This window comes from Phocaeicola sp. (assembly GCF_057861905.1).
On the sequence record NZ_DBMACV010000064.1, the window covers coordinates 1 to 20,469 of the forward strand.

Genomic DNA, 20,469 nt, shown 5'->3' on the forward strand with positions numbered 1-20,469 from the left:
GCAGGAGATGTGGATACACTTTTACTGGACAAGACGGGTACCATCACTATCGGAAACCGTAAGGCTACAGCCTTTCATCCGGTCAAAGAGATTCCTCTGCACCGTTTTGTGGAAATATGCATGCTCTCTTCCGTAGCCGATGACACTCCGGAAGGTAAATCCATCATCGAATTGGGACGCGAACAAGGCATCCGCATGCATACGCTCCAGACGGAAGGGGCTCACATGATCCAGTTTACGGCGGAAACCAAATGCTCCGGCATAGACCTGAAAGACGGTACCCAAATTCGTAAAGGGGCTTTTGATGCCATCCGCAGTCTGACGCAGGCAGCCGGTCATGACTTTCCCCGGGAAACGGAAGATGCAATCCGAAACATATCAGGCAACGGAGGTACTCCTTTGGTGGTCTGTGTCAATCAGAAAGTAGCTGGTGTCATTGAATTGCAGGACATTATCAAACCAGGTATAGAAGAGCGATTTGAACGCTTACGAAAAATGGGCGTCAAAACGGTGATGGTAACGGGAGACAATCCCTTGACTGCACAATACATTGCCAAAAAAGCGGGTGTGGATGACTTCATCGCTGAAGCCAAGCCGGAAGACAAGATGAATTACATCCGTCGGGAACAGGCGGCTGGCAAACTGGTGGCTATGATGGGTGACGGTACAAACGATGCTCCGGCATTGGCACAGGCCAACGTAGGGGTAGCCATGAACAGCGGTACACAGGCGGCAAAAGAAGCCGGCAACATGGTTGACCTGGATAATGACCCGACTAAACTGATCGAAATCGTAGAGATTGGAAAGCAACTGTTGATGACACGAGGTACACTGACCACCTTTTCCATCGCTAACGATGTGGCAAAATACTTTGCTATCATTCCGGCCTTGTTCATGGTTTCTGTTCCTCAATTGGGTGCCCTTAACATCATGGGGCTTCACAGTCCCGAAAGTGCTATCCTTTCCGCCGTCATCTTCAATGCGCTCATCATTCCTGCGCTGATACCCCTGGCGCTGAAAGGAGTTGCCTACAAGCCGATCGGTGCCAGTGCCCTGCTTCGCCGAAACCTGCTCATCTATGGGGTAGGCGGTCTGATAGCTCCCTTTGTGGGTATCAAACTGATTGACCTGCTCGTTGGTCTGTTTGTCTAACCCATCTTTCATGATAACTTATTCAAACCCATTTAATTGACTCAAAAATTATTCATTATGAAGAATCTGATAAAATCCATCAAACTTACCCTTGTTTTCTGTGTGTTTTTGTCCGTATGCTATGTGCTGGTCCTGTGGGTGTATGCCCAGTTCGCTGCGCCGGGTGAGGGTGGCAATGCCGAAACTGTCACGCTAAACGGTAAAGTAGTGGGGGTAGCCAACGTCGGACAGCGGTTTACCCAAGATATTTATTTTTGGGGACGACCTTCCTGTGCCGGTGACGGTTACGACGGCACCAGCTCGGCCGGCAGCAACAAAGGGGTAACCAATGAAAGCTACCTGAAAGAAGTCGAGGCCCGGATAGACACCTTTTTGTTACACCATCCGTACTTGAAACGTGCGGAGGTGCCTGCAGAAATGGTAACGGCCAGTGCCTCCGGATTGGATCCTGACATTACACCGGCCTGTGCCTATGTGCAGATAAAACGGGTGGCTACTGCCAGAGGATGGAGCGAAGAAGAAGTGAAAGCACTGGTGGAAAACCACATCGAAAGACCGCTTTTCGGCGTTTTCGGGCCTTCCAAAATTAATGTATTGAAACTGAATGTTGCTTTAGATGAACATAAGAAATAACCTTTAATCCGTTTGTACCATGTATGCTTTTATCAAAAAAAATCTGCTGCTCATAGGAGCAGTGGCTTGTTTATATCCTTTACAAGTTTCTGCACAAAACAAACTATCCGTCCATGCCAAGGCGGATTTCGTATCTGACTATATCTGGCGCGGAGCCGATCAGCAGTCCGGCTGTTCGGTACAGCCTTCTCTCACGCTGGGCTATGCTGGTTTTTCTCTCAATATTTGGGGTAGCCAGTCACTCACCAAATGGGAAGAAGGAGGTGCCAAAGAATGGGATATCAACCTCGGATATACCTACCGGAATTTTACAGTCACCCTATCCGACTACTGGTGGAGCGGTATCAACCAGCCTTATGGCCATTACAAAAACAGCCATTATTTCGAGGGCACTCTGGCTTACTGCTTTGGCGATACTTTTCCGCTATCCCTTTCATGGAGTACCATGTTTGCCGGGGCAGACAAGAATGAGAAGGGCAATCTGCAGGCATCTACTTACCTTTCGGCCTCCTATGTATTCCGGCTGCCTGCTGACATAGTGATGACTCCAGCTGTTGGTTTTACTCCTTGGAAGGGAATGTATCATAGGAAAGCGGCTTTCACGGATTTATCTCTGAAAGTTTCCAAGGAAGTATCGTTGTCAAACCATTTGGCAATCCCCTTATTTGTTCAAGCTATCGTATCACCGGTATATGACCGAACTTACCTGGTAGCAGGAATCGGCATTGGATTTTAACATTTCCACCACCTTGTACTCTTATAGACAGTGGAACGGAAAGACTTGTTTTCTCAAAATGAAAAGGTTTCTTCTCAGATTGAGAAAACAGTTTGCCTTTTCATTCCTCTTTTATATCTTCATAGCTGCTGATTTTCAAGTGATAATGAAAGATCTGGAACAATGGCACAGTCCTTGTTTCTCATGTAATAAAATAAAAGAACAATGGAAGAATGGTATCAAAGCAATAAAGTTTCTTTTCAGAGAAACAGGGACTGTATGGTCAACTATCGACATGTTTCATATGCATTAGGCGTGCTTGTACTGGTAGAAGCGGGTCTTTTCGCACTTTGTGCAGGTGTTTCCTTCTACTATCAGGAAGAAGACTATATTCATTTTTTAGAGACGCTGCTTATTAACGTTGTACTTGGTGGACTGCTGCTGTTGGTGGGTAAACGAAATGAAGTATCCATCAATCGACGTGACGGTTATTGTATTGTCAGTTTATCGTGGTTACTGTTTTCGGCACTGGGCATGCTGCCTTTTCTGTTTAGTGGACATATCACTTCCGTAGCCGATGCCTTTTTTGAAACCATGTCCGGATTTACCACTACTGGGGCCACGATACTGGATCATATCGAATCCCTCCCTCACGGACTGCTCTTTTGGAGAAGTCTGACCCAATGGATTGGTGGGCTTGGCATCGTTCTTTTCACCATTGCCCTGCTGCCGCTTTTCTCGGGCAGCAGCCAGCAACTCTTTCTATCAGAAGCAACCGGAGTTACCCATGACAAGATTCATCCCAAAATCAAGGTAATGGCTCGGTGGTTATGGATTATTTATATCGGACTGACAGCAACGGAAACGCTCCTGCTCGTAGGAGGAAATATGGACTGGTTTGATGCTATTTGTCATGCCTTTTCTACGACAGCCACCGGTGGTTTTTCCACTAAGCAGGCAAGTGTAGCCTATTGGAATTCGCCCTATATTGAATACGTGATTTCCGTTTTTATGATTCTGTCCGGTGTCAATTTCTCACTTTATTATGTGGCCGCCATGCGCGGCAATTTCCGTAACTTATGGAAAGACGAAGAATTACGCTGGTTCCTGAAGTCTGTCGGCATTCTTACTTTGCTCATTACCGCTGCCCTGTTCTTGAATGACTACTACAACCTGGAGACCTCTTTCCGTAAAGCCCTGTTTCAGGTAGCTACTGCTCATACGTCCTGTGGATTTGCTACGGATGATTACAACCTTTGGCCGCCTTTCACCTGGATGCTGCTGATTTTCGCCATGATTTCGGGCGGATGCACCGGTTCCACCAGCGGAGGGGTCAAAAACATGCGCTTGCTCATCATGGCTCGCAACATCCGGAATCAGTTCAAACAGATGCTTCATCCCCGTGCCGTTTTACCTGTACGCGTAAATGGCATTTGTGTACCCGTACAGACTTCCGCTACGGTATATACGTTCTTTGTCACGTATTTGATTTGCATCTTTGTAGGGTGGATATTGTTGATGGGCTGCGGGGTGGGACTGACCGAATCCATGAGTACCGTCATATCTGCCATAGGCAATGTAGGCCCCGGACTGGGTGCTTTCGGACCGGCTTTCTCTTGGGCAGCCCTTCCTGATGCTGCCAAGTGGATTCTTTCTGCACTGATGCTCATCGGACGTTTGGAGATTTTCGGTATCCTGCTGCTGTTCTATCGGGGATATTGGAAAGAAAAGTAACTGAATCTGCCTTTTTGAGAATAATATCGGGAATTTTCCTAATTGTTAACTCGGGAAGTTTGTAAGAATATCAACAGAAACAAGCATAATATGAAGGATAGAAAAGATAGAGAAGAAAACGCACAGCATTTCCTCCAGCTGATACGGCGTTCACAGCGGGGTGTATTCAAGGTCTATATTGGCATGATAGCCGGTGTGGGGAAGACATACCGGATGCTGCAGGAGGCGCATGAGATGCTGGACAACGGCATCAACGTGCAGATAGGATATGTAGAAACCCACGGACGCGTCGCTACCGAGGAGTTGCTGGCTGGACTGCCGATCATTCCACGAAAGAAAATCTATTACAAGGGAAAGGAACTCGAAGAGATGGATTTGGATGCAATCCTGCTCCTGCACCCGGAACTGGTCGTAGTCGATGAGTTGGCGCATACCAACGTGGAAGGCAGCCGCCACGAAAAGCGGTGGCAGGATGTCATGGAACTGTTGGAGGCCGGCATCAATGTCATCACGGCTGTCAACATCCAGCACATCGAAAGTCTCAATGAGGAGGTCAAGGGAATTGCTGGCATCGAGGTGAAGGAACGGATTCCGGACAAGGTACTCGAAGAAGCGGATGAGGTGGTGAATATCGACCTGACAGCTGAAGAGCTGATCAACCGTCTGAAAGCCGGAAAAATATACCGCAAAGAAAAAGTCCAGACTGCCTTGAACCATTTCTTCAAGACGGAAAACATCCTTCAGCTGCGCGAGCTGGCTTTAAAAGAGGTGGCCTTCCGGGTGGAGCGGAAAGTGGAGAATGAGCTTGTTACCGTAGAGAAGGGGGTGCACCGCGAGCGATTTCTGGTGTGCATCAGCAGCAATGAAAAGACACCGAGAAGGCTCATCCGCCGTACTGCCAGGCTGGCCACTCGATACGATACGGATTTTTTGGTTCTGTATGTGCAGACCCCAGCCGAACATCCGGACCGCATTCCGTTGGCTACCCAGCGCCATTTGCTGAATCACTTCAAATTAGCGGCGGAGCTGGGCGGTGAACTGATACAGCGGGCTTCACCGGATGTCATAGATACTATCCAAGCGGTGTGCAAAGAGCGTCAGGTCACGACGCTGTGCATCGGACAGCCGGCTTTCACCTATGTCTCGACCCTGATTCACCTGAAACGGTATCGGTCTTTTTTGAGATTTCTCTCGGATGAGAATATTAAATTGATTATCTTTCCGCAGTAATAACCCTAAACAGATTGTTTTATGAATATCAAGACAAAACTGACGTTGAATATCGGTATGCTGGTAGCCATGATTGTGCTGCTGGTTTCATTGTCTATCGTCAACCTGCAAATTCTGACTGCCACCGAACCGACCAGCCCGGCTGCCGGTCCCGGCTTGCAACGGGCATTGGTGTGGGTTTCAATCATCGGAGGCATCTGCATTGTCTGTGGTCTTTGGATGTTGAAGCAGTTACCAGCTTCCATCAACAAGCCCATTAAAGAGATTACGGACGGCATTAAAGAGATAGCCAACCATAACTACGAGCAGCGGTTGAATCTGGAAAGCAAAGAGTTTGAAGAAGTGTCTAATAATTTCAACCGGATGGCCAAACGGCTGGCTGACTATCATTCCAGCACACTGGCTGAAATAAAGGCGGCCAAGAATTACATGGAAACCATCATCAACAGCGTAAAGGAACCTATCATCGGACTTGACAATGCGATGACCATCCTTTTCATCAACGATGAAGCCCTCAGCATCCTCAACCTGCAACGGGAAGAAGTGTTATGGAAATCGGCTCAAGAGATAGCCCTGCGAAACGACCTTCTTCGCCGACTGCTCCGGGGGGTGCAGGATTCCTTCGATGAAAAGAACACGGCTAAAAACGAGCCACTGAAAATCTATGCCGACAATAAGGAAAGCTATTTCCAGATGAAGTGTATGAAGACTGGAAGAGAAGGTACGTCTCAAAAGGAAGGATATGTGATTCTCTTAAAAAATATCACAGAATTCAAAGAGTTGGATTCCGCCAAAACCACCTTCATCTCGACCATCTCTCACGAGTTGAAGACACCGATTTCGGCCATTCTGATGAGCCTGCAGTTGCTGGAAGACAGCCGGGTGGGCTTTCTGAATGAAGAACAGAAGGAACTTGCTCAAAGCATTCAGGACAACAGCGACCGGTTACTGAACATCACCAGTGAACTGCTCAACATGACCCAGGTGGAATCCGGCAAGTTGCAGCTGAAACCGCGTGTCACCAAGCCTATTGAACTGATTGAATATGCCATCAAAGCGAACCGGATACAAGCCGAAAAATTCAACATCCAGATAGAAGTACAATATCCGGAGGAAAAGATAGGCAAAGTGTTTGTTGACAGTGAAAAGATTGCCTGGGTGCTGACCAACCTGCTTTCCAATGCCATCCGGTATTCTGCCGAAAACGGGCGGATTATCATCGGTGCACGCAAAACCGAAGACAACTGGATAGAAATGTTTGTGCGTGATTTTGGCAAAGGCATTGACCCTCGTTATCACCAGAGCATCTTTGACCATTATTTCCGGGTGCCAGGCACCAAGGTACAGGGTAGCGGACTGGGTCTTTCCATCTCCAAAGACTTTGTCGAAGCGCATGGAGGCACGTTGACCGTAGAAAGTGAAATTGGGAAAGGCAGTTGCTTTACATTGCGCTTGAAGGCATGATACAGCGCAATGCAGCATGCTTTCGCATGCCTTGCATCGCATTGAGCTCTAAAGGAATTACTAGCTGATTAACTTTGCATTTTTTGCCTAAAAGATGCATTCGTATCACAAGGTTTGCTACCTTTGCGTCTGATTTAGGAAATAAACCCAGGGAGCAGAAGGCGCTTCGCAGTAGCATATAGATAGCCTTCAACACCTGATTGGATAATTAAACGTTTGAGAAAAATGAATAAAACAATGATTTATGGGATGTTGACAGCCCTGTTTGCGTTGGCATCCTGTATAGGAAATGGAAATCCAGTATCCTTGTCTGACCTTGAAGGGGAATGGAATGTCGTAGAACTCGCAGGTCAGCCGGTGAATACGAAACAACAGCCTTTCATTGGTTTTGATACCCATGAGATGAGGGTGTATGGATATGGAGGCTGCAACCGTCTGATGGGGTCGTTTGAATGGTCGGACGAGTCAGCCCGGATGATGATGGACAAGTTGGCTTCCACGATGATGGCATGTCCGGATATGGAGCAGGAAAAGGCACTTTCACAAGCACTTGCCCTGACGAAAAAAGTAAAACAAGAACGCACGGATCAGATTATGCTGTGTGATTCATTGGATAATCCATTAGCTAAACTTAGCAGACGCTACTTTTTGATGCCGCTGTCTGAATTGCAAGGCACGTGGGATGTAGTGAAAATGAACGGCGAAGCTTTGCCGGATTCCATGAAGAACCGCCCTTTCTTCTCACTCGATGTAATGGAGAAGACGCTCAGTGGAAATGCCGGATGCAACCAAATGAACGGTAAGTTCAAGACTCTTGAGAAACAATCCAACTCATTGGTGTTCCTGCCTATTTCTAGCACACGTATGACTTGTCCGAACATCGAAACCGAATTTGAGGTATTAGCCGCTCTGAAGGAAGTAACCACTTTCGGCATGTTACCCAACGGACACGTGGGACTGTTTGCTGCAGGCAGTGTGCAAGTACTCGAACTGGCCAAAAGAAAGAACTGATTCCTATATTTTCCGATGACATGACATAGTGATGATGACAGACAAGGCTACTTTTCTCCGGTTTCCCATATCATGGAGAAAAGGGCCTTGTTTTTGCTAAGTATCAGTTGCCAATAAGTAAAAAACTTACAGCCCATTGAAAAGGTATCCCAACAGACATTCCCTATTGTTTTTCCAATCCAAGTTTTTACCGTATCATGAAATTATATGTAGCTATCCAACGTTTTCTGAACAAAAACTGGGTGCATTATATTGTACTCTTCTTCATCTTGATTTCCATTCTGGCAGTCATTGCCAGTTCTTTTGAAGAGATGTCCCGGTATCGGTTATCCTTATTCGGCATCACCTATATTTCTTCGTTCGTATTCCTGCTCGAATATTCAGCCCGTATCTTGTCCGCGCCAGCCCTTCATCCAACAAAAAGTGCTATTAAGGCACGTTTGCTTTATACACTCTCTTTCTATGGATTTGTGGATTTTGTAGCCATCCTACCTTGTGTGCTGACCTATATCTATTGGAACACAGAAGTAGTACACATCATTATCCTCCCTTATATTTTCATCATATTCAAGCTGATACGCCATTCCCGTTCGTTCCGCTTGATTGGAAAAGCTCTTTATTCCGTCAGAGAGGAACTTGCTACGGCCTATACAGCCAGTTTCATTACCATCTGTTTCTCGGCCATTCTCATGTATTACATCGAGCGGAATGCCCAACCCGATGTGTTTGAAAACATCGGGGATAGTATTTGGTGGGCCATCATCACCTTTGCAACGGTAGGTTACGGTGATATTTATCCCATCACTCCATTGGGCAAATTGTTGGGATGCATCATCTGTCTGGTCGGTGTAGCCATGGTAGCGATTCCTACCGGTATCATCAGTTCTTCCTTTATGAGTATGATTCAGAAAAAAGAGCGGCAGCAGATGCAGGCAGAGAAAAAACAAGAAGAAAAGCGGCAAGAAGAGAAGCATTCCAACGATTGACTCCATTCTGATTTCGCCTTGAGTTTCTTTTTCCCAAGGTTGCCCAACTCAGTTTGCTGAGTCGCCCAACTCAAAAGGGTGAGTTGCCCAACTCACGAAAACGAGTTGCCCGACTCGGCAATCCGGGTCGGGCAATTTCATAATTCGAATCAAAGCAGACTTTCATGTTCTTCTTCGTGTTCTGACGGTTTGTCAGATGTACCATTTTCCGTCAGTTTGTCCAGCCAGACGAAGTCCGCTTTCTGCATGGCAGTCTTCAGTTCATCGCCAGGCTGGAAGTTGATGTTGACACGCTTTACGTTGTGGGCGGTCAACGCTTCACGGGTGTCGGCTCCTTCGGTGTTCAGAGTCACGTTGAATGTTCCCCAGTCACCGAGCTTCACGCTTTTGCCATCAAGCAGCAATCGTTGCATCACTTTGCGCAGCTGGCGTATCGCCATGGCCGCTTCCATGGGGTTAAGTGTGGTCTCCTCGGCAATCAACATGGCAACTTCACTTTCATCCACCATCTTAGTGGTATATTGCACGGGCTACCACTTCTTGGGTTCATCGGGGTGCGAAGGGTTGATGCGTTGCACCGCTTTCAAAAAAATGCTCATAATCTTCTCTTTTAAGGTTAGTATTTTATTTGCCGTACAGCCTTCAAAGACTGCACGGCGCAAGGTAAGCATTTCTTTTTTATTTTCCTCAGATACATTCGATAAAAAACGCTTGTCAGCTCATCAGACGGGCAAATTGACGTGATAAAATCAGCGGCTCATCCAGTCCGTTATTTCAAAGCGTACCGTCATCGAATATTTCAGTTGGATGGTACGGAAGTTATCATATCCTCCGGCATTCATCGACATCACGTTGCTTTGTAAAGCACCGAACATTCCTGAGTTTGCATTGGTATTTTCTACGATGCGTATCACCGAACCCAATTTCTTATCCAAAGCTTCTACCAGATAAGCTGCTTTGCGTTGGGCAGCTTTCAGGGCTTCAATCTTGGCCTTTTGGTGGTAGGTCAGTATATCCTTGTTATCCAACTTGCCGATACGCATCGAGTGAATGCCCCGGGTGTTAAGCTTTTGGACAATCCGGTCAATCTGCTTGAAGTCCTGCAGGGTGATGTCCAGCTGTTTCGAGATCAAAAAATCATGCCCCTGATGTCGCCAATTGTTGCCATATTCTTGAACGCGTACAGCTGAGTCGGGGATTCCGGCATCATGGATAGCCTGCATCAATTCCTGCTCAATCCGGGTAATAGGTACCTTCGTCTTGTATTGCTCAGGCTTCGATACGCCATCAAATTCCTCCTCAAAATACTCCTGTATTTCAATGAGATAATGAATCTCATCCGGTACGACCTCCATTTCAGACGTTCCGGTCACTTCGATATACCGCTCACACTCCTGCGCTTTCATCGTAACACAAACCAGTAGGCTCATGATGAAAATTAATCCATACTTTTTCATACGCAAATACTTGATTTTAGTTCAAACTGTTATCTTTTTACGAACCGATTTTAGGGAATTTCAAATGGGGCAGACAGACAAACGACGTGCTGATTATGGGGAGCAACCAGCTTATTTATCCGATAACGTCCCTTCGGCAAATAATAAAAGTCACCTACGGGAATGCGAAAGCAATACAAGCAATGGGCTTGTTCATCGTTTATCCACTCTGTCTCTGCTGTATCGGGCAAATGCTTCAATTGCGGCTGTTCCCAATCTTGACCATTCCATTGCTGAAGCTCCCAATCTCCGCTAAATTCAAGAGGTACATCCGTGTAATTGGCCAGAAAGACATTGATGACCTTCACATCTTGCCAATACACCTTACGCTCTGTCCAAAACTGATGTTCCTGCTTACGATAAGATTTCGGCAAATCTTTTCTATACCACAGATAATACGAGGGCATTTCATAAATGACCGTATCCCTGTCTTGTATCTGTGGGGCAATGGCTTTATTCCCCTCTACCGTCCATGCAGTCGTATCCTGCTCTGAACCTCCGATAACGGCAATAGCCGAGGCCGGAACCGCTTCCGGCAAAAATGTCTTCTGCTTATCCGTGCAAGCAAGAGACAGCAAACAGCATAACATGCCGACAACCGTAACTTTCATAATCCGTCCTCCTCTTCAAAATAGGATAAATAAAGGTTTTTGGATGCAAAAATACAAAACATTCCCTTAGTTGATGCTGCCCAAAGTTCATTTTTGCACAATCTTCAACCAGTAATGAGAAATTTCATGGATAGGAACCGATGCATGAACTACTCTCATACCTTTCCCTTTCTGATAGTGCTTCTCTGTGAAAAGGGGCTTTCCTCCTGCCTGACGGTAAGTCTGGATGAGTTCGGCGGTCTTGACAAGCTCAGTGTCAACATATTCATATCGCTCATAATGGTAGCTGGCTGCCGATTCGCGGGAAAAGGAGAACAGACACCGCTCTTCTTTGTCAATCCGCGGATTGGCAATTTCCTTCAGCTGCTTGACGGGAACATAAGTCTTTAGAGCCTTATCCCACAGATAACCGTCTTCATATTGAATGCGTTGGTTTCCATAGTTGCCTAACGGTATGGCAATGTCATCCTGTCCGTCAAAGTTCAAGTCTTTAAGCATCACCTCTGCGTGAAAATTGTCCGCAAGAGCAATATCTTCCGGATAGGTATAGGTAAGAGTCCGCATGCTTCCGGATGGATGGGAATATCGGATAAGCAATCCTTTGATGGCTTTGTCTTTCCGGATGACGGTGTATTCCAGCAATTCATTGCCGTTCCGGTTAATGATTTTCCATTCGTCCGACTGCCAGGTCGTGTGCTCTCTATCCTTGCTTTCCTCTCCATGTTCAGTTACATAAGCATGACCATTTGCAAACGGAGTGGCATACAGAAATTGGGGGTGGATAACCACATTGCCTGATGAATCGGCAAAGCCTATCCGCCCTTGTTCATCCATCATCCGAAAAAGCCCTTCTTTCAGATAATCTGGCCCATTATCACATTTAAAAACGTAAAATAGTTCTTTGCCTGCATCATTGATGCAAACAATACGGGCCTTCTTCGATTTGTTCTCATATACAAAGCCTATTTCCGTGATAGTATCCGTCTGACAATACCGATATTTCCCGTAAGGCACAAGGGTATCACCTCGTTCATTCAGATAACAGACCGGTACACCCACTTCCAGATGAGGTTCAGTAGTATGGACAGTCAGCACGGCATCATATCGCATCAAGACAGGGGTGTCACAAGAAGTGTAGCCGATTATCAAAACATCTGCGTGAGGACCTTTCGCCATGTTATCCAGCCAGAATTGGATGCTGAGAATGCTTTTCCCGGGGCGTAAGACAGTGGGTACATTCCGTAACGAGTGAAATACTTGCATCACCGACTTTCGGAATGCACGGGGTGCTTGATTGAGTACCGCAGCATGGCTGATATAACCTTCTGGGGTCACAGTATATTCCACCTGTAAAACACAACCCTTGTTCCTTCTTTGCTGGGCAACGGGATATTTACACTCTCTGCTCAGCGTTTTTATGAGCCAGTTATAATCATGCAGTTCGTTTCTTGTTGTACTATCATTCTTGAATAAAACAGGAACAGTCCAAACAGAGTTCCGATATTCACCTTTACCATGAAAATTGATGGCGGGAGTCCACCGTGGCATACCTTTTATGATTTGCAATACTTGATTGTCCCATTCTTGTATGCCACAACCTCGTAAGGTTTCTACTTTTATTATTTCCCCGTAAGAATCAATGCGTATCGTATAAATCCCTTTGATTTCTTTTTTACCGTTTAATAGCTTGGAATCGTATATCAGGCGTTCATTAATATAGTCGGTAACTGCATACGGATTTGCTTTTTCAAAATAAGACACAGCTTCCCATTCCACAAAGCTTTGTTTCAATTCTTCTTCTCCAATGCTGTCCGCCTTTACCCTATCCCTATAATGTTGGGGCAGGAAAGGTACATACACCGTATAAAGACATTCCATCCGTTTGCCGTTTTTATTTCGACAGGGCAGGCAATGTGGTAATTCCTTAGTTAACCGGATCACTTCTTGATCGAAATCCTTATATTTGGTAGTTAAAATTGTGTTCCAACGAGGTAATCCCAATGTATCAATCGCAAACATCACTACGGAATAACCTGTCACATTCTTTTTTAGCAACTCTTCTGGGTATTTCATTTGGGAAACATAGTATTTTGTCAAATCGTAATCCCATACCGCCCATCGGGGAGGTTCAATGGTTGACAAATCTTTGATAGGCTTCCCAGAAATATCAGCAACTCCCTTGTTCCAAATATCTTCTTTCCTCCAGATACTGTCTAACCGTTGCTCGTTTGCAAGCATTTTGGCAGGTGAGTTAATCGTGTTGGCGTATTTTACAGGGCCATTACCTATGACCAGTCTTTGGGGAATATAACGAATAACAAGAGTGCTGTCAGTCAATTCCAAAATTAAATACTGCTTACAGAAGGAAGTTTTGATGGTGTCACCACAAACACAATAAGAGTCTTCCATGATGACTTTTCTTCCATTGTAAGTAAAAGTAGCATACAACCCATAGTCCCGGAACTCCATCTCTTGCGTATAGGATTTTTCAGAAGGAAGTTCGGCTCTCCATATTTTGTTTTCCAACATCAGAATGGTGTCGTTGGCTGTTCTTTCTTGTGCTTCAAGTTGAAAGAAGTACCCAAGCAGTATGAAGGATAGAAAAAAGCGTTTCATGTGTATATGGAATTCAAAATCAGACAATGGCACATCGAAAATGAAATTTAGTCATAAAACCATATCAACTCTCATCGGGGATAATTTACATATTCCACGCTGATTACATCGGAAGAATCACGGACAGCTTCTTTGATGTCTGCCAGCCGGAATTCAGTCATAAGTGTGATTTTCTGTCTCTTATCCATTAGTTCTACCTCATAGAAAAAACGGTATCTGCCCGGTGGGTTGGGCAGGACATTCGGGTTGAGGTCAGCTTTAAACAGAAATTGTTCGCCAGACTGAATAACATAGGCAATACAGTTGAATATCGTATGTATAGGAAGAGTCCGCCAGACTCCACGCTGGTCTTCATAGGTAATATGGTATGAATCTCCACACTCTATCTCGTGCTCGCTCTGATTGAATAGTACAAAAGTGGCGGTACGAGCCGTGTATGGGTATGCAGAGAATTCAGGATATAAATGGATGCCCAAAGTATCGGAAGTGTATCGTTGATTGTTGGGTGTCGGTTCTGTGCCCCCTTCAAAACGGATAGCAGGTGAATCCATAATCTTCTCACGAAAAACGGCTCTGGCTTCCGGCGAGTTTAAGCATAATTGCACGACAAGATGATTCCCTATTACGCTCCATGCCTGTATATTGCCGTCTAAACGAGTGCCCTTTATTTCTGAACGCGCATATCGTTCTCGCAGTTCATTCTGTATCTTTTGCAGTTCTTGCTCTGTAAACACAGAATCCTTTACACTCTGAGTGGCTACTGGAAGATGGCAGATTGTGTCTTGGGTATGAACGGAAACTGTTTGAACGCCTTGAGTAATCGAAGTTGAATCACCCCTTACCGCAGACTGATTGTTTCCGGACGGTTTACTGCTACATCCTACAAGTAACCATATCAAGAGAAAAATCAATGCCATTCCCAAGGCTAAATAAAGCATCGCCTTAAAATGGGCAGCCTTATCCAGCTCTTCTTTTTCCAAAGTTTTCCGGCGGATATCTTCCATTTTTTCCATCGTCATCAAAGAGAGGTCAGTCTCTTTTCCTGTATCTAATAACCGGTGGTAGGTGTCTGTTAACCTCTCCCGATTCCGTTTGCGCAGCTCCCGATTTTCTTTATCGCGTTGCAACATGTCATTGATGCATCCCAAGGTTCCCATAAGCCATATTTTACAATGATTCTCAAAGGTAACAAATAGAATTAGAAATCAGCTATCCGTTCTTATAAAAAAGCACTGCTTGGCTAATTTTACCCATCATTCCTGTCAAAAATCTGCTTTGAAACATCTTTTTGACGAAAAGATCAACAAATGATTGTATTTTTTCAAATGCAATGCATTATTTAATGATTTTATAGTACCTTTGTCCACAATTTTACCAATCATTTGTTTTATGAGGAAATTTTATCTTTTACTATTGCTCATGGCCGTTTCTTGTTCCGTCTTTGCACAAGACAGGCTATCCTTGTTCATCAGCAGAGCTAATAAATATGCCTCTGTGGAACTGTCCGACTACCGGAAGCGATTGTGCGTAGAATATAACACACGTGGCAGTCTTCTGGATGACTATTACAGACAGTGTGGACGCAACTGGGGTAATGTCGGTTTGGCCCTTGAAATAGCAAGGACTTCCGGCAAACACATGCGTGACATCTGCCATTATTATAAACGCTATCGGAAATGGAATCGTGTCTTGATTGAAATTGGTATCAGACCGGGAAGCCATTACTACAATCCTTTTTATGACAGGATTGATTTCCATAGCAGATATTGGCACAAACATTATTGTTCCTATTGTGACCATCACGACAGATATCATCACAAAAAATACAAGAAATACAGGCGTCATAAATGGGACGACGATGATGATGATGACGACTGGGATGATGACGATGACTAATTTTACACAAAATACATACCAAAATGAAAAAGATTTTATTTTTAGCAGTTTGTTTTTTGATGCTTGTTGGCAACACTTATGCACAAAAGGGAAAACAAGCAATCGGATTCGGTTTAAGTTATGGAACAGAAATTGAGAGTGTTGGTTTGGGACTGAAATATCAGTACAATATCACCAATCCCATACGTCTGGAACCTTCATTGAACTATTTCTTTGAGAATGACAACGTCAGCATGTTAGACGTAAACCTGAATTTCCACTATTTATTTCCTGTAGCAAGCAAAGTGAAACTTTACCCATTGCTTGGTCTGACATTTTCCAATTGGATGTTTGACTGGGACAATGATTTAGATGTGGATATAGACGGAAATCACGTCCATATAGATGGCGATGACGACAGCGACAATGAATGCCGGTTTGGCATGAATATTGGTGGTGGAGTTGATTTCGCAATAGCCAGAAACTGGATGATGAACTTTGAGTTCCGCTATCAACTGGTCAGTGATTTTGATCAGGCCGTATTCAATCTCGGATTTGCTTATCGTTTTTAAATTAGCCGTACTTGTATAATCAAGAAAGAGCCTTTTACTGGAATGCAGCAAAAGGCTCTCTTCTTTTATTGGAATTGAGTATTACATGAATCTTATTGTTTTAGTGTACCGTCTTCTTTAATTTCAACTTGAATGTCAGGCTTTCCATCCATTTCCAATTCTACGATATAATAGGTGCCTGTAGGAGTAACCACCTTTTCCGCTTCTTCATCATCCAGTTCATAGCCGACATGTTCTTTTTCTGCATTCTTAGCAGCAGTTTTCACAGCATCAGGCAGAGACGTATACAGCACATCCTGCGAAGTGGAAACCCACGCATAGGATGCAGTAACATCAAAGCAAACTTCCAACTGGGCAGACTGCAAAAGGACATCCACTTCCAGTAGTTTGGAAACAGGATCCAGTTCAACCTCCAACAACTTATAACCGGCATACTTCTCATTCAGCAACTGAGCTACAGATGCAGGGAGTTCAGAAGGTAAATAGTTGAACGAATCATCGTCTTTATCAGCCACTTCCTTCAATAGATTTCCATTGACATCAAAATAGAGGTCCAATTCCTCCTTGCCTTTTTCGATTTCAATCACATATACTTTCTCCATGCCCTTACGCTCAAGCATATCCACATCGTCACGCTTCCAACCCTCATATTGAGTAAGTGCTTCAAATGCTTGTTTAACTGGTGCAGGAAGAGCATCGTAAGCAATGTCCGTTTCTGTCATCAGCCAAACTCCATTTGCATCAAACCAGGCTTCTTTTTCTGTATTGTCTTGATTGAAAGATGCAACATGATTAGTACCTCGCGTAGACCAGTTATGGGCTACGTTGCCAAATTCATTGGTAAAAGCTTTCTCCAGTTGTTCTGAAACAGGAGCATCCTCATCGTCATCATCACAACTTTGTATTGCGAAGCTGAACAGGCTCAAGGCCAACATTATAAAATACATTTTCAATTTCATAATCGTTCAATTTTAAATATGACTAATCCGTTCGTTCATTCTATTTTTAAATACCCAATCCTATCTACATTATCAATTTTGTTTGTCGGCAAACACTTTCCACACTCCGGCACTTAATGCTGCACCGATGAAAGGTCCGACGATGAATATCCACAACTGACTTAACGCTTCCCCACCTTGGAAAATGGCAGGAGCTATACTACGGGCCGGATTAACCGAAGTTCCCGTATAGCGAATGCAGGCGAGATGAACCAGCACCAAAGAAAGACCGATAGCAAGTCCTGCAAAGTTGCCTGCTCCTTTCTTTGCATCTGTTGTACCCAACACTACCAATACAAAAACAAAAGTAAAAACTATTTCCGCCAGCAAAGCTCCGGTTACGGAAACACCTTCCTGACAAGCATTGGCTCCTGTGCCGACCAGTCCGGAATTGGAAGTCAGCACCCACAAAATAGCTGAACCGATAAAGGCACCGATTACTTGAAACAGCATATACATACCGGCATCCTTTCCACTGATACGTCCCGACAGCAAACAACCCAGTGTAATAGCCGGATTGATGTGACAGCCGGAAATACCGCCAATAGCGTAAGCCATAGCCACCACAGACAGTCCAAAGGCAAGAGCCGTACCAACAACAGTAGAAGCTAAATCAGGGTTAGCTGACGTACACGACAAACTGACCGCCGTGCCACATCCCATAAGAACGAGAACCATCGTTCCCAACATTTCAGCAATGTACTTTTTCATGTTTTCTTAATTTTTGATTAAACTATACTATTACTATACATTATTATACTACAAGGTTTAGAAACAGGCTGTTTTACCTATGCAACTTGCAAATGTATAAATAAAAATAAAGGTTCAAACTTTTTTCTTGGGAAATGTGGCATAACTTATCAAAAAGGAGACAGACATTCTGAAATTCATCTGATTCCATGTCCTACAGCATATCTTTATGGAATTAAGGACACGAGACAATCAACCACTGCCATACCATGAAGAAGCCTCATACTGTCCATCCAAAAATGAATACCTATGGCTTCCGTATGTTCAGCTATATCTTCATCGGATTTTCCCAGTGCCCCTATGAATAGATCCCATAGAGAGTCAAAAGATTGGTTTCGTATTGATTTATGTTTAATATTTGTTAATTAAAAAGTCTTTCAATAACAACGGATTGTAAATGCTGCTAATATTGCAGCCCTAAACTTTTAACAACTCATTCTTATGAAGAAATTTATTGCAGTAATTATAGCTTGTCTTACTTGTAGTGGCATCTATGCTCAAAGAGCTTACGAAGGAGCCAACTTGGGAGATAACTGGTCTATTGGCATCCATGCCGGTGTTACCACTCCATTGACCCACAGTGCATTTTTCCCGAACATGCGAGCCACATGGGGACTTGGAATAGGTAAACAGCTCACACCCTTTTTCGGTATGGGTGTGGAAGCCATGACCAGCATCAATACGACTGCCAGCAAAACGGCATTTGACAACACCAATGTAAGTTTATTGACCTCCGTCAATCTGAGCAACCTATTTGCAGGATATTGGGGAACACCCCGATTATTCGAAATAGAAACCGTAGCCGGCCTCGGTTGGCTGCATTATGCCCAAAACGGTAACGGAGACCGTAACAGCATCTCCAGCAAACTGGGACTCAACTTCAATTTCAATTTAGGTGAAGCCAAAGCCTGGACCATTGGCATCAAACCTGCCTTGGTATATGATCTGAACGCATGTGGTGAACGAAACGTAGGATTTAACGCCAACCGGGCAGCTTGGGAAATTACAGCCGGTCTGAAATACCACTTCCGTTGCAGCAATGGCAAACATCATATTTCTTTTGCCAAGCTGTATGACCAGGCAGAAGTGGATGCGCTGAACGAGCAGGTAAATAACCTGAGACAAACCAACGTAGATCAAGAAGCCGAACTGACTGCTGCCAACCAACGAAATGCTGAATTGGAACAACAGTTGGCCGACTGCAAGAATCAGGGTCCGGTTATCGTAACAGATACCATCACCAGCCATAAGAAGACCTTGGAATCTGTGGTAACCTTCCGCCAAGGAGGTGTCAGTGTAGTAGCGTCTCAGACCCCTAATGTGGAACGTATTGCGACTTACTTGAAAAATCATGAAAAGGCTACTGTATCCATCAAAGGATATGCTTCTCCGGAAGGAAAGGCCGAAGTAAATGCCCGTATCGCCCAACAACGTGCGGATGCCGTCAAGAGTTTGTTAGTGAAACGGTATAAAATAGCCGAGAACCGGATTACAGCCGAAGGACAAGGTGTAGGAAACATGTTTGAAGAACCAGATTGGAATCGGGTAAGCATCTGCACCATCCATGAAAACTAATCCGCTTGGAAGCTACATTGTGTGTGAAAGTTCGGACATACCAAGTGTCCGACTTCTTTTTGATTGAAACTTAAAATGAACATAATTATGAAAAAAAGTATTTTAACTATCTTGTTTGCGTTATGCAGCACCATTGGATTCGCACAAGTCTCCTTTCAGGTAAAAGCCGGTCTGAATCTGAGCAGCTATATCGGTGAAAATTCCGACCATTCCAAATTCAAGCCCGGAGCACGCATCGGAGTAGGTATGGAATACCAGTTTACAGACCTTATTTCTCTGCAACCTTCTCTCTTCTTCTCACAAAAAGGGGCCAAATACTCCAGCGGCTATGAAGGAACCGTCGTTGATGCCGATGCAGACGTAAAGATCAACCAACTCTATCTGGAACTTCCTATCAATGTACAGTTCCGCTTTAACCTTGCAGACAACACCAATCTGGTCATCGCGACCGGTCCTTACCTTGCTTGCGGTGTAGGTGGTAAGACTAAATTTGACGGAGGAGCTTCTATTGGCGACATTGCAGTCAATGGAGGAGACAAAGTCGACACTTTTGGCAGCGACGGCCTTGACTACAATCGTTTTGATGCCGGATGGAACATCGGATTAGGGGTAGAATTCGGCAAAATTTTGGTCGGTCTCGATACCCAGCTCGGTTTCTGCAAAGTGAAGGACGGAAACGCTCCACATAATGCCAATATCGGTATTACTTTGGGATACAAATTCTAAGCTACTTTTAAATAACTCTGTCCGTGAGAGTCTGCCGCTGAAAAACGGCAGGCTCTCTTTTTCGTTATATCCTTTATGCTTCACTTCTTTCGATAACAATTTACTGTATTCAACACCCAGTCAAAACAACCCGGCAACCATACAAAATATAGCCAAAATCATAAAATTCAATCATAAACATTCGTGTTACAGAATATTTTTGTACTTTCGAATCAATGTTGTCTTAAACGTTTTTCGATAAAAACAAAAAAAGGAAGTAAAGCTAAGGTAGAATGAACTACCTTAGCAAAGAGAACCACCTCTTTTACTTCCTATGGCAAATATA

The 20,469-nt window shown here is 44.5% G+C and carries 19 protein-coding genes; 12 read left to right on the top strand and 7 right to left on the bottom strand.

Going from position 1 to position 20,469, the window contains the following annotated elements:
* The 8 genes from kdpB to ACZM60_RS11630 all read left to right on the top strand — a co-directional run.
* Positions 1-1,152: potassium-transporting ATPase subunit KdpB (gene kdpB / locus ACZM60_RS11595; protein WP_489521576.1), on the top strand; the 1,152-nt coding region annotated here is incomplete at its 5' end.
* Positions 1,153-1,209: 57 nt separating this feature from the next.
* Complete coding sequence (locus ACZM60_RS11600) at positions 1,210-1,785, top strand: K(+)-transporting ATPase subunit C (RefSeq protein WP_489521577.1); 576 nt, start codon at positions 1,210-1,212, stop codon at positions 1,783-1,785.
* Between the two features lie 19 nt (positions 1,786-1,804).
* Complete coding sequence (locus ACZM60_RS11605; RefSeq protein ID WP_022479886.1) at positions 1,805-2,521, top strand: hypothetical protein; 717 nt, start codon at positions 1,805-1,807, stop codon at positions 2,519-2,521.
* A gap of 204 nt (positions 2,522-2,725) precedes the next feature.
* Positions 2,726-4,234 carry a TrkH family potassium uptake protein gene (locus ACZM60_RS11610; protein ID WP_489521578.1) on the top strand — a complete coding sequence of 503 codons (1,509 nt, stop codon included), beginning with the start codon at positions 2,726-2,728 and terminating at the stop codon, positions 4,232-4,234.
* A gap of 90 nt (positions 4,235-4,324) precedes the next feature.
* Entirely contained in the window at positions 4,325-5,464 is a 1,140-nt protein-coding gene (locus ACZM60_RS11615; RefSeq protein WP_489521590.1) for a sensor protein KdpD, read from the top strand.
* Positions 5,465-5,485: 21 nt separating this feature from the next.
* Positions 5,486-6,928, top strand: a complete 1,443-nt coding sequence (locus ACZM60_RS11620) for an ATP-binding protein (RefSeq protein ID WP_489521579.1) — start codon at positions 5,486-5,488, stop codon at positions 6,926-6,928.
* 225 nt (positions 6,929-7,153) lie between these two features.
* Positions 7,154-7,939 carry an META domain-containing protein gene (locus tag ACZM60_RS11625; protein ID WP_489521580.1) on the top strand — a complete coding sequence of 262 codons (786 nt, stop codon included), beginning with the start codon at positions 7,154-7,156 and terminating at the stop codon, positions 7,937-7,939.
* A gap of 197 nt (positions 7,940-8,136) precedes the next feature.
* A complete protein-coding gene (locus tag ACZM60_RS11630; protein WP_489521581.1) occupies positions 8,137-8,925 on the top strand; it encodes an ion transporter in 789 nt (262 codons plus the stop codon).
* 149 nt (positions 8,926-9,074) lie between these two features.
* On the opposite strand, the gene ACZM60_RS11635 is transcribed toward ACZM60_RS11630, so the two are convergent.
* The 5 genes from ACZM60_RS11635 to ACZM60_RS11655 all read right to left on the bottom strand — a co-directional run bounded on the left by ACZM60_RS11635 (position 9,075) and on the right by ACZM60_RS11655 (position 14,805).
* On the bottom strand, positions 9,075-9,452 hold the full coding sequence (locus tag ACZM60_RS11635) for an HU family DNA-binding protein (RefSeq protein WP_489521582.1): 378 nt from the start codon (positions 9,450-9,452) through the stop codon (positions 9,075-9,077).
* 222 nt (positions 9,453-9,674) lie between these two features.
* Positions 9,675-10,382 (bottom strand): SIMPL domain-containing protein, encoded by a 708-nt coding sequence (locus ACZM60_RS11640; protein WP_195414908.1) that lies wholly within the window; start codon positions 10,380-10,382, stop codon positions 9,675-9,677.
* 50 nt (positions 10,383-10,432) lie between these two features.
* Positions 10,433-11,032 (bottom strand): hypothetical protein, encoded by a 600-nt coding sequence (locus tag ACZM60_RS11645; RefSeq protein ID WP_489521583.1) that lies wholly within the window; start codon positions 11,030-11,032, stop codon positions 10,433-10,435.
* Between the two features lie 87 nt (positions 11,033-11,119).
* Positions 11,120-13,648, bottom strand: coding sequence for a WG repeat-containing protein (locus ACZM60_RS11650; protein ID WP_489521584.1), 2,529 nt, complete (start codon positions 13,646-13,648; stop codon positions 11,120-11,122).
* A gap of 71 nt (positions 13,649-13,719) precedes the next feature.
* A complete protein-coding gene (locus tag ACZM60_RS11655) occupies positions 13,720-14,805 on the bottom strand; it encodes an immunoglobulin-like domain-containing protein (protein WP_258903107.1) in 1,086 nt (361 codons plus the stop codon).
* A 232-nt stretch (positions 14,806-15,037) separates the two neighbouring features.
* Between ACZM60_RS11655 and ACZM60_RS11660 the strand changes: the two genes are divergently transcribed.
* Together ACZM60_RS11660 and ACZM60_RS11665 are read left to right on the top strand one after the other, a co-directional pair.
* The gene (locus ACZM60_RS11660) at positions 15,038-15,544 is read left to right on the top strand and encodes a hypothetical protein (RefSeq protein ID WP_489521585.1); all 507 of its coding nucleotides are present in this window, start codon (positions 15,038-15,040) and stop codon (positions 15,542-15,544) included.
* A gap of 23 nt (positions 15,545-15,567) precedes the next feature.
* Positions 15,568-16,095, top strand: coding sequence for an outer membrane protein (locus tag ACZM60_RS11665; protein ID WP_007748956.1), 528 nt, complete (start codon positions 15,568-15,570; stop codon positions 16,093-16,095).
* A 92-nt stretch (positions 16,096-16,187) separates the two neighbouring features.
* Here the strand turns inward: ACZM60_RS11665 and ACZM60_RS11670 are convergent, their stop codons facing one another.
* Both ACZM60_RS11670 and ACZM60_RS11675 read right to left on the bottom strand, forming a co-directional pair.
* Positions 16,188-17,054, bottom strand: coding sequence for a PepSY-like domain-containing protein (locus ACZM60_RS11670; protein ID WP_489521586.1), 867 nt, complete (start codon positions 17,052-17,054; stop codon positions 16,188-16,190).
* A gap of 72 nt (positions 17,055-17,126) precedes the next feature.
* The gene (locus tag ACZM60_RS11675; RefSeq protein ID WP_489521587.1) at positions 17,127-17,804 is read right to left on the bottom strand and encodes an MIP family channel protein; all 678 of its coding nucleotides are present in this window, start codon (positions 17,802-17,804) and stop codon (positions 17,127-17,129) included.
* Positions 17,805-18,284: 480 nt separating this feature from the next.
* Between ACZM60_RS11675 and ACZM60_RS11680 the strand changes: the two genes are divergently transcribed.
* Positions 18,285-19,418, top strand: coding sequence for an OmpA family protein (locus tag ACZM60_RS11680; protein WP_489521588.1), 1,134 nt, complete (start codon positions 18,285-18,287; stop codon positions 19,416-19,418).
* An 87-nt stretch (positions 19,419-19,505) separates the two neighbouring features.
* Positions 19,506-20,144 (top strand): porin family protein, encoded by a 639-nt coding sequence (locus ACZM60_RS11685; RefSeq protein WP_489521589.1) that lies wholly within the window; start codon positions 19,506-19,508, stop codon positions 20,142-20,144.
* Positions 20,145-20,469: the final 325 nt, after the last annotated feature.

Coding starts and splice junctions, on each gene's coding strand:
- ACZM60_RS11600 (WP_489521577.1), top strand. CDS start 1,210: ATGAAGAATCTGATAAAATCCATCAAACTTACCCTTGTTTTCTGTGTG.
- ACZM60_RS11605 (WP_022479886.1), top strand. CDS start 1,805: ATGTATGCTTTTATCAAAAAAAATCTGCTGCTCATAGGAGCAGTGGCT.
- ACZM60_RS11610 (WP_489521578.1), top strand. CDS start 2,726: ATGGAAGAATGGTATCAAAGCAATAAAGTTTCTTTTCAGAGAAACAGG.
- ACZM60_RS11615 (WP_489521590.1), top strand. CDS start 4,325: ATGAAGGATAGAAAAGATAGAGAAGAAAACGCACAGCATTTCCTCCAG.
- ACZM60_RS11620 (WP_489521579.1), top strand. CDS start 5,486: ATGAATATCAAGACAAAACTGACGTTGAATATCGGTATGCTGGTAGCC.
- ACZM60_RS11625 (WP_489521580.1), top strand. CDS start 7,154: ATGAATAAAACAATGATTTATGGGATGTTGACAGCCCTGTTTGCGTTG.
- ACZM60_RS11630 (WP_489521581.1), top strand. CDS start 8,137: ATGAAATTATATGTAGCTATCCAACGTTTTCTGAACAAAAACTGGGTG.
- ACZM60_RS11640 (WP_195414908.1), bottom strand. CDS start 10,382: ATGAAAAAGTATGGATTAATTTTCATCATGAGCCTACTGGTTTGTGTT.
- ACZM60_RS11645 (WP_489521583.1), bottom strand. CDS start 11,032: ATGAAAGTTACGGTTGTCGGCATGTTATGCTGTTTGCTGTCTCTTGCT.
- ACZM60_RS11650 (WP_489521584.1), bottom strand. CDS start 13,648: ATGAAACGCTTTTTTCTATCCTTCATACTGCTTGGGTACTTCTTTCAA.
- ACZM60_RS11655 (WP_258903107.1), bottom strand. CDS start 14,805: ATGGGAACCTTGGGATGCATCAATGACATGTTGCAACGCGATAAAGAA.
- ACZM60_RS11660 (WP_489521585.1), top strand. CDS start 15,038: ATGAGGAAATTTTATCTTTTACTATTGCTCATGGCCGTTTCTTGTTCC.
- ACZM60_RS11665 (WP_007748956.1), top strand. CDS start 15,568: ATGAAAAAGATTTTATTTTTAGCAGTTTGTTTTTTGATGCTTGTTGGC.
- ACZM60_RS11670 (WP_489521586.1), bottom strand. CDS start 17,054: ATGAAATTGAAAATGTATTTTATAATGTTGGCCTTGAGCCTGTTCAGC.
- ACZM60_RS11675 (WP_489521587.1), bottom strand. CDS start 17,804: ATGAAAAAGTACATTGCTGAAATGTTGGGAACGATGGTTCTCGTTCTT.
- ACZM60_RS11680 (WP_489521588.1), top strand. CDS start 18,285: ATGAAGAAATTTATTGCAGTAATTATAGCTTGTCTTACTTGTAGTGGC.
- ACZM60_RS11685 (WP_489521589.1), top strand. CDS start 19,506: ATGAAAAAAAGTATTTTAACTATCTTGTTTGCGTTATGCAGCACCATT.